The 9,206-nt window shown below is 61.2% G+C and carries 8 protein-coding genes, 1 tRNA gene and 1 pseudogene; 8 read left to right on the top strand and 2 right to left on the bottom strand.

Translation table 11 applies throughout. The annotated features are described in order from the left end of the window. The 6 genes and pseudogenes from EN914_RS39965 to EN914_RS13545 form a co-directional block, all read left to right on the top strand. Nucleotides 1-172: pseudogene (locus tag EN914_RS39965) on the top strand (glycosyltransferase); the annotation flags it as partial. After that, nucleotides 165-866 (top strand): class I SAM-dependent methyltransferase, encoded by a 702-nt coding sequence (locus EN914_RS13565; RefSeq protein WP_024503149.1) that lies wholly within the window; start codon nt 165-167, stop codon nt 864-866. The pseudogene EN914_RS39965 and the gene EN914_RS13565, both read left to right, overlap by 8 nt. 10 nt (nt 867-876) lie before the next feature. Beyond that, a complete protein-coding gene (locus EN914_RS13560) occupies nt 877-1,311 on the top strand; it encodes a GtrA family protein (RefSeq protein WP_245492110.1) in 435 nt (144 codons plus the stop codon). 38 nt (nt 1,312-1,349) lie between these two features. Continuing rightward, complete coding sequence (locus EN914_RS13555; protein WP_024503151.1) at nt 1,350-2,831, top strand: hypothetical protein; 1,482 nt, start codon at nt 1,350-1,352, stop codon at nt 2,829-2,831. Nucleotides 2,832-3,027: 196 nt separating this feature from the next. Next, on the top strand, nt 3,028-4,941 hold the full coding sequence (locus EN914_RS13550) for an acyltransferase family protein (protein WP_024503152.1): 1,914 nt from the start codon (nt 3,028-3,030) through the stop codon (nt 4,939-4,941). Nucleotides 4,942-5,022: 81 nt separating this feature from the next. After that, nucleotides 5,023-5,096 (top strand) — tRNA-Gly (locus EN914_RS13545). A 2-nt stretch (nt 5,097-5,098) separates the two neighbouring features. Here the strand turns inward: EN914_RS13545 and EN914_RS13540 are convergent. Next, nucleotides 5,099-5,335: a hypothetical protein gene (locus EN914_RS13540; protein ID WP_024503153.1), complete on the bottom strand. Its 237-nt coding sequence runs from the start codon at nt 5,333-5,335 to the stop codon at nt 5,099-5,101. Between the two features lie 130 nt (nt 5,336-5,465). Continuing rightward, complete coding sequence (locus EN914_RS13535; RefSeq protein ID WP_013533631.1) at nt 5,466-6,455, bottom strand: LysR family transcriptional regulator; 990 nt, start codon at nt 6,453-6,455, stop codon at nt 5,466-5,468. Between the two features lie 311 nt (nt 6,456-6,766). On the opposite strand from EN914_RS13535, the gene chvE reads away from it, so the two are divergent. Both chvE and EN914_RS13525 read left to right on the top strand, forming a co-directional pair. Then, entirely contained in the window at nt 6,767-7,837 is a 1,071-nt protein-coding gene (chvE, locus tag EN914_RS13530) for a multiple monosaccharide ABC transporter substrate-binding protein (RefSeq protein WP_024503154.1), read from the top strand. Between the two features lie 123 nt (nt 7,838-7,960). Further along, nucleotides 7,961-9,206 (top strand): ATP-binding cassette domain-containing protein (locus EN914_RS13525; RefSeq protein WP_127389120.1); only part of this gene is annotated, 1,246 nt, incomplete at its 3' end.

The raw sequence follows: 9,206 nt of genomic DNA, 5'->3' as shown, positions 1-9,206 counted from the left end.
GCTTATGGTGCTCGGAATCTTCGGCGAGTATCTCGGGCGCATGTACATGGAGACAAAGCGGCGGCCGCTCTACTTCGTCAACGAGATCGTTTCGCGCAGCCAGGCGGTGGAGGACGGCGAATTGCCGGTCCATCGCCTGCAGGAGATGGCAAAGAGGGCCGCACGTGCTTGAGGCGGAATTCGACCAGTTTGCGCGGGAATATCAGGAGCAGCATGCCGCAAGCATAAGGCTGAGCGGCGAAAACCCGGATTTCTTCGCCAGGTACAAGATCGACGACGTCGCCGCGACGCTGCGGCGGGCTGGTGTCGAACCGCGACGGATACTGGATTTCGGCGCCGGCGTCGGCAATTCGCTCGGCCATATGCGGAGCGCGTTTCCCGGCGCCGAGATCACCTTGCTCGATCCTTCGCGTGAATCGCTCGACATCGCCAGCAAGCGCTTTCCCGATCAGGCCGCCTTCACGCATTTCGACGGCAAGACAATTCCTTTTGCCGACGGCAGCTTCGACCTGGCCTTCGCGGCCTGCGTCTTCCACCATATCCCCGAGAATCTGCAGATCGGGCTGTTCGCCGAGATCGGCAGGGTCCTGGCCGATGGCGGCAGCTTCTTCGTCTTCGAACACAATCCCTGGAACCCGCTGACCACGCACGCGGTGAGAAACTGTGCCTTCGACGAAAACGCGGTTTTGATAAATTCGCGCGAGATGCGCGGGCGCATGGCCGAGGCGGGCCTTGCCAATACGAGGATCGTCTACCGGATCTTCTTTCCTCGGATGCTTGCGAGACTGAGGCCGTTCGAGCGCTTCCTCACCAAGGTACCTGTCGGAGCCCAATATTTTGCGCATGTGGTCAAGCCTGCCGTTTGACTTCCCGAGGATGCTGCGATTTGGCGCCGTCGGTCTGTTGAACACGGCGCTGGGATACGCGGTCATCCTGGCCGGGCTTGCGCTTGGTCTGGGCGACATCCTTGCCAACGCCACGGGCTATGCCGCCGGCCTTGTCCTCGGATTCTTCCTCAACCGCCAATGGACCTTCAGCAGAGCCGATGGCTTCCAGCCCGGGACCGCGCTGCGCTACGGGGGTGTCTTTCTGGTCGCCTACAGCATCAATCTGGCCGTCGTGATCGCCGCCCGTTCAGCAGGCATCGTCGAAAACCCGCTGGTCCACCTCGCGGGCATCTGCGTCTATTCGGTTGTTTTCTATCTTGGCTCGGCTCGCTTCGTGTTTGTGGGGCGTGGGGACGACAGCACCGACCGCACAGTTCGGGTGGCCGACAAGCCTCGGCGGCAGCCCGCCAATCCAACACCTTGAACCCAATTGTCACCGGAACCGATTAGAGGCGGCGCACCATGAACGACGCTCAGGCCAGTGCGGAGGCCGCGACATACAACGAGCGGAACAGGCTGATCTTCTGCCTGCTCGCGGCCTTGGCGATGGCGGGTGCGTTGGGTGCCCAGGCAGGCGCCACCCTGCAGGATCCCGACAGCTGGTGGCAAGTGAAGGTCGGTCTGGATTTCCTGACTAACCGGACATTTCCGACCGTCGATCCCTATTCCTACACGTTTGCAGGCCAGCCCTGGATTGCCAAGGAATGGCTGGGACAGGTCCTGCTGGCTCTTGCCTACCGGGCGGGCGGCTGGAACGGGGTCGTCACCGCGATCATCGCCTCGATCTCCCTGACGGTTTTCCTCATGGGGTGGTTTCTCAGCGCATGGCTGAAACCGATCCTGGCGATTACACTGGCCTTCGCGGCGGTGTTCCTGATCAACCCGATCTTCACGGCGCGTCCGCATGTCTTCACCTTCCCGATCATCGTCATCTGGACGGCGGTCCTCTTCGGTGCGGCGAGGGAAGAACGGGCGCCGCCCTGGTGGCTGCTTGTGCTGGTCGTGTTATGGGCGAACCTGCACGCCACCTTCACCTTGAGCTTCGTCATCGCGGCTTTCGCCGGTCTCGATCTGCTGGCGCGCTCGGGCCTGTCAAAACCGGCCCTGCTGGCGAAGTGGATCGCGTTCGGCCTGCTTTGCCCGCTGGTCAGCCTGATCCACCCCTACGGCGTCCAGGCCATCCTGGCGACGCTCGCCGTGGCTTACGGCAATGAGGCAGTGTCGCTGATCATGGAATGGAAACCGTTCAATCCGCCGGACAGTCCCGTCCAGGAAGCGGCGATGCTGCTGGCGCTTTTCGGGTTGCCGGTGTCCCGATTGCGAATTGGCTGGGCCAAGGCCTTGTTCGTCGTCTTCACCTTGCATGTCTATCTCGCCCATGTGCGCTTCATGTATCTGTTCTTCCTGCTGATTCCGCTGGTGATGGCGGCCGAGGTCGCACAGCAATATCCCTCGCTTTCAGCCACCGCATGGCTGGCCGAAAAGCGCGACGGACTGGAAAGATTCTTCGCCAGGCGGTTCTACGCCATCTGCGGCACGGCAGCCGTTCTGCTGATCGGCGGGGTCGCCGTGCTCGGCAGCACCTATCAGGTTGCGCCGAGCCCGAAGACGTCGGCCAGTGGGGCGCTGGCATTCGCGCAAAGCCATCATCTATCCGGCAATTTGCTGAATTCCTACAATTTCGGCGGCACGCTGATTTTCCATGGGTTCAAGACCTATATCGACGGACGGACGGACCAGCTGTTCCTGGGCGGTTTCACAAAGAGCGACAACGACACCGGACGCGGCGACGGCAAGCCGCTCCTCGAAGCCCGCCTGAAGAAATACGCAATAGATTGGGCGCTGCTGTCGGCCGACGACAGCCGCATTCCCTTCTTCGACCAGTTGGGCTGGAAACGGGCCTACTCGGACGATTACGCGGTAATCTATCTGCCCGGCGCCTGATCCTGTGCGTTCCTGGCGGATTTCGCGACAGCCAATATATGCCTTGACACCCATGTTGCAGCGCAGCAAAATTGCTGCCTGAGGGTAAGCCTGTGAGACCGACGAGCCGGGATTTTCAGCACGACCGAAGGCATCGCCGCATGAGCGTGTCGGGTGCGGCCGCACGGATCATGTTGGTCGCGCGCGAGCCGGCCGGATGAACTACCGGCGCGACATCGACGGCCTGCGGGCCGTTGCGGTGCTGCCCGTCGTGCTCTTCCATTTCGGCGTGTCCGCCATTCCCGGCGGCTTCACCGGTGTCGACATCTTCTTCGTCATATCGGGCTATCTGATCAGCGGCAGCCTGCTCGATGATCTTGAGCGGGGCCAGTTCTCGATCGGCCGCTTCTACTGGCGCCGCGCCCGGCGTATCCTGCCGGCGCTGACCTTCGTCATCCTGCTCGCGAGCATTGCCGCCTGGTTCATCCTTCTGCCTTCGGATCTCCACGAATTCAGCCTTAGCGTGATCGCCGCCTCGACCTTCTGGTCGAATATCTATTTCTGGAAAACGACGAACTATTTCTCAATCGACGCAGAACTGCGGCCGCTCCTGCACACATGGTCGCTTTCGGTGGAAGAGCAGTATTATATCTTCGCGCCGATCCTGCTTTATCTGATCCACCGATACGTCTCGAAGCGCTGGCTGACGGTACTTCTGCCGATGGCCGTCGGCAGCTTTGCCCTGGCAGTCATAGCAACCTCGCTGGCACCGACGGCAGGCTTCTATCTCTTGCCGACGCGCATATGGGAGCTGGCGCTGGGCGCCATGCTGATGTTGCGGAAGCCTCCGGTCCCAGCCGGTCGGCTGGCGGTGGAACTGATCGGCCTCGCCGGCTTTGCCCTGATTGCGTTTGGCTTTGTGATGATTTCGGACAGCGATCCGTTTCCCGGCTACAATGCCCTATTCCCCTGCATCGGAACAGCACTGCTGATCTATGCTGGCCAGGATAACGCCGACAGGCCGGCACCTGTCGCCACTCGCGTGCTTCGGTTGGCGCCGCTGGTCTGGGTCGGCCTCATTTCCTATTCGCTTTACCTCGTCCACTGGCCGATCAACTCGTTCGTCCATTATCTCTCGCTGAAGACCGTCGGTGTGCCAACGATTGTCGCGATGACGGTGGCCAGTTTCGCCCTGGCGGCATTCTCCTGGAAATATATCGAGCAGCCCTTCCGCCAGAAACGAGCCTATACCGCACCGCTGCCTATCTTCGCCTTTTCGGCGACGGCCATCGCGCTGCTGTGCGCCGGTGGTTTGGCCGGTGCACTGGGCAACGGTTTCCCGCAACGGTTCCCGGACTTCTCGACCGAACGTATCCGGGTCGGCGACTGGCGCAACGGCATCTGCTTCAACGAAAACGGGACCCGCATCGAAGACTGGAATCTCGCCGACTGCACCCGTACAACGGGCTTTGCCACCAATGTGCTGCTGTGGGGCGATTCTTTCGCTGCCCATTATGTATCGGGACTTGAGCCCAACGCCCAGAAAATCCAGGCCAATGTCATCCAATACACCTATGCCGGCTGTCCGCCCGACCTGACCTATTTTTCCTATGCTCGGCCCGCCTGCACCCGCTTCAACGAACGGGCCTTGTCGATCATTCGCGACGCAAACATCCAGGCGGTGATCCTGAGCGGCCGATGGACCGACTACCAGGCCAGGGGCTTCGACGGCCTGCAGAAGACGATCGACCGGCTTCGCGAGATGGGGGTCAAGATCTATACAGTCGGCCAGTCTCCGGAATTCATCGCCGACGTCCAGAAGATCGCTTTTTTCGTGAAGCGGGAGCATGCCGCAACCACATCCTGGCCTATGGCTATGGATCCGGGCATCAACGCACGGGTTCTGCCGTTCACCAAAGGGGCTGATTTCATAGATCCGCTGACGTATCTGTGCGACTCGGCCGGTTGTTCATACGCCGACGCCAAGACCAATGAATTTCTCTACTTCGACTATGGCCACTTCTCTTCCGCCGGCGCGACGCTGGCCATCTCGAAATACTGGCCAAGTTTCGCCACCAGCGACAAGGTCGCGAAGGCAAACCGGCAATTCACGGCCGCAGGCGCGCCCTGATCCGCAGCACGACGGCGTCGTGCCGAAACGGACCGCTTTGCGATTGCCCGAAGGCCAACCCTCATGGTAACGAGGCCAAACGCGGGTATGATGTAATGGTAGCTTGTCAGCTTCCCAAGCTGAACGCGAGGGTTCGATTCCCTCTACCCGCTCCAGCCTAAGGCGTCAGAACCATTTCAGCGCCTGCCTGTTCGTCGAACACAACCGAGCAGCCTCTCGCCAGCGCCACCGTTGCGAGGGCGTTTGCCGCCGCGTCATCCGATGAAACGAAATCGCCGGTCAACACCCGCAATTCTTCCACGCCTTCAGCCATGGACACGAAATTGCCGACCGATCGATCGTGCTTGCAGGCCTCGATCACGCAAAGCAGGTCGATGATTTCGAAGCTGCGCATGTTCAGCCTCCAGAAGAAATCGTCCCTTGCAAGATCATGAACGCATCGGCGGGAAATAATGTTCCCAGTGCGCTTTCGCTGGCCTCGGCCTGGCGGCGCTTTCGCCGGAGAAGCTTACCTGATCCAGCCATCATCCCACTTCCCTCAGAATGAAGTCGTGCAGCATCTTGGCGGCCGGCGACAGCGCGCGATTCCTCACCGTGATCAGGCTGTAGGGCCTGACCTCGATGTCGAATTCGGTCTGGACGACGTCGATGGCGCCGGCCAGCCCGTCAGGGTTCTGGATGAATTTCGCCACCTGGACAGAGACCGGTGCGATGGCATCGGATTGCGCGACCATGACCAGGGTCAGGAGCAGCGAACTGGTGTTCAGGATACGGTCCGGCAAAGCGATGTTGCGGTTGAGGAAGTTGCTCTCCATGGCCTGGCGCAAGGGCGAGCCGCCAGACTGGAAGACCCAGTCATAGGCGGCGGTGTCTTCCAGCCGCACCACGCTGCCCCTGGTGAGCGGGTGGCCACGGCGCACGATCAGGCAGGCCTTCTCGACGCCGATGACGCGCGACTCGAACAGCCGCGGATTGAGATCGTCCGGGATGCGCGCGATGATGAAGTCATGGCGCGTGGCGATCAGCTCGCGTGCCAGCACATTGGAGGTCTCGACCTGCATGGTGATCTCGATGCGCGGATAGATGCGGCGGATTTCACGAATTGCCGGCACCGCCAGCTCGATTGCCGGCGCGGTCACGGCACCCAGGAAAACCGAACCACCCTTGCCCGCCTTGAGCTCGGAAATCTCGCGGTCGACCTCGCGCATCTCCAGCAGGATCGAGCGCGCGCGCCTGGCCAAAGCCTTGCCGTATGGCGTCAAGGTGATGCCGCGCGGCAGCCTCTCGCACAGCCTGACCTCCAGCACCGCCTCCATCTCCGCGATCATGCGCGAGGCCGCCGGCTGCGAAATGTTCAGAACCTGGGCTGCCGCGCTGACGCGGCCATGGTCGTCGAGCGCGACGATCATGCGCATATGACGCAGACTGAGACCGCTGCGCAGCAGGGTTTCGCCATCGCCCGGTGCTTCTCTGTAACCGTCTGAAGCTGTTGTCGGATTCGCTGGCCGCGCCATCGCTTTCCCTGCCTTCTGCTCGTGTACGACCGACATCGGGGTCAGCCCGTCACGTCGCAATACATATACCAACCATGATATAGCAACCATCAAAGATCGCATTTGACAGTTATGGCAAAGACCCACACCCTCCGCGCGTTCCAAGACGTGACGGTCGCCGACGAGAAAAATCGTATCGATTGAATCAGCGTCTCGGGGCCATGGGAGGATACCGGAGATCGATATGACGGCAGCGGTGCCTTGGCGCTTCTGCACGATTGCGCGGCCCGCGACCCCCGGGGTGCCGCGTCCATCAAACAGGGAGAGTTAAAGTGAAAATCATCAAGACACTGGCCGCCGTCGCGGCCCTTGGCATCGCTGCCATGACCTACTCGGCGCACGCAGCCGACAAGGGTCTCGTCGGCGTGCTGATGCCGACCAAGACCTCGCAGCGCTGGATCAATGACGGCGATGCCGTCAAGTCCCAGCTCGAGGCTCTCGGCTACACCGTCGACCTGCAATACGCACAGGACGACATCCCCAACCAGCTCAGCCAGCTGGAAAACGAAATCACCAAAGGCCCGAAGGCGCTGATCATCGCTTCGATCGACGGCACCACCCTGTCGGATGCTCTGCAGAAGGCCGCTGACGCGGGCGTCGTCGTCGTCGCCTATGACCGCCTGATCAAGAAGACCGCCAATGTCGACTACTACACCACCTTCGACAATTTCGGCGTCGGCGTGATCCAGGCGAATTCGCTGGTCAAGGGCCTCAAGGAACGCTTCCCGAACACCAAGCCGTGGAACGTCGAACTGTTCGGCGGCTCGCCCGACGACAACAACGCCTTCTTCTTCTACAATGGCGCCATTTCCGTCCTGCAGCCGCTGATCGACGACGGCTCGATCAAGATCAAGTCCGGCCAGACCGGCATGGACAAGGTCGGCACGCTGCGTTGGCTCGCCGCCACCGCCCAGGCACGCATGGACAATCTGCTGTCGGCCAACTATTCGGATGGCAGCCGCGTCGATGGCGTTCTTTCGCCCTATGACGGCCTGTCGCGCGGCATCACCGCCTCGCTGCGCGCCGTCGGCTACGGCACCGAGGCTCAGCCTTGGCCAATCGTGACCGGTCAGGACGCCGAGACCGCTTCGGTCAAGCTGATCATCTCGGGCGAGCAGTACTCGACCGTGTTCAAGGACACCCGCGAACTGGCCAAGGCCACCGTCCAGCTCGTCGACAAGGTGCTCTCGGGCGGCAAGCCGGACGGCCTCGATGAAAAGACCTACAACAACGACGTCAAGGTCGTTCCCTCGATCCTGTTGACGCCGCATGAAGTCGACAAGTCGAACTACCAGGCGCTGGTCGTCGACTCCGGCTACATCAAGGCCGACGAACTGAAGTAATCCCGGTTACAAAGTCAGGGGGTCCTGCGCAACGCAGGGCCCCTTTTCGTTCACCAGCGAGCCCGGTATTGTCACCGACCTCGCCGGCAATGTTTGCCGAGCTCTCAAGGAGCGGTAGTCCCCATGGCCCCGACGATTTTGGAGATGCGCGACATCACCAAGACGTTTCCCGGCGTGAAGGCGCTGTCGAACGTCAACCTCAGCGTCGAGGAAGGCGAGATCCACGCCGTGGTCGGCGAAAACGGCGCCGGCAAGTCGACGCTGATGAAGGTGCTGTCGGGCGTCTATCCCTCCGGCACCTATGACGGCCAGATCATCTTCCAAGGCCAGGAATGCCAGTTCAAGGGCATCCAGGACAGCGAACACAAGGGTATCGTCATCATCCACCAGGAGCTAGCGCTGGTGCCGATGCTGTCGATCGCCGAAAACATCTTCCTCGGCAACGAGCACGCGAAATTCGGCGTCATCGACTGGGACGCCAACGAGGAGCGCACCAGTGCGCTGTTGAAGAAGGTGGGCCTCAAAGAGGACCCCAAGACGCTGATCACCAATATCGGCGTTGGCAAGCAGCAGCTGGTCGAGATCGCCAAGGCGCTGAGCAAGGAGGTCAAGCTCCTGATCCTCGACGAGCCGACGGCATCGCTCAGCGAAAAGGACAGCCAGGCGCTGCTTGACCTGCTGCTCGAATTCAAGCGGCAAGGCATGACCTCGATCCTGATCTCGCACAAGCTCAACGAGATCAACCGGGTCGCCGACAAGGTGACGGTGATCCGTGACGGGCGCACCATCGAGACGCTGGCCAAGAAGGACATCTCCGAAGACCGCATCATCACCTCGATGGTCGGTCGTTCCCTCGACGACCGCTATCCGCCGCGCGAGCCTGATATCGGCGAGATCGTGTTCGAGGTGAAGAACTGGTCGGTCTATCACCCGCTCCATGCCGAGCGGCAGGTGATCAAGGGTATCGACATCAATGTGCGCAAGGGCGAAGTGGTGGGCATTGCCGGGCTGATGGGCGCCGGCCGCACCGAATTCGCCATGAGCCTGTTCGGCCGCTCCTACGGCCGCCGCATCACAGGCGAGGTGCTGCTCAAGGACAAGCCGATCGATGTGTCCTCGGTAAGCAAGGCGGTCCAACACGGCATCGCCTACGTCACCGAGGATCGCAAGACCTACGGGCTCAACCTCATCGACCACATCAAGCACAACATCACGCTGGCCAATCTCGGCGGCGTGGCCCGCCACAGCGTGATCGACGACATGCGCGAGCTCGCCGTTGCCAACGACTATCGCAAGAAGACCAATATCCGCGCTTCCAGCGTCTATCAGTTGACCGGCAATCTTTCCGGCGGCAACCAGCAGAAGCTGT

It is taken from the genome of Mesorhizobium sp. M7A.F.Ca.CA.001.08.2.1, assembly GCF_003998455.1.
Classification (GTDB): Bacteria; Pseudomonadota; Alphaproteobacteria; order Rhizobiales; family Rhizobiaceae; genus Mesorhizobium; species Mesorhizobium ciceri.
The sequence above is the reverse complement of the archived record's forward strand: the minus strand, read 5'-3'. Positions and strand labels throughout refer to the sequence as shown.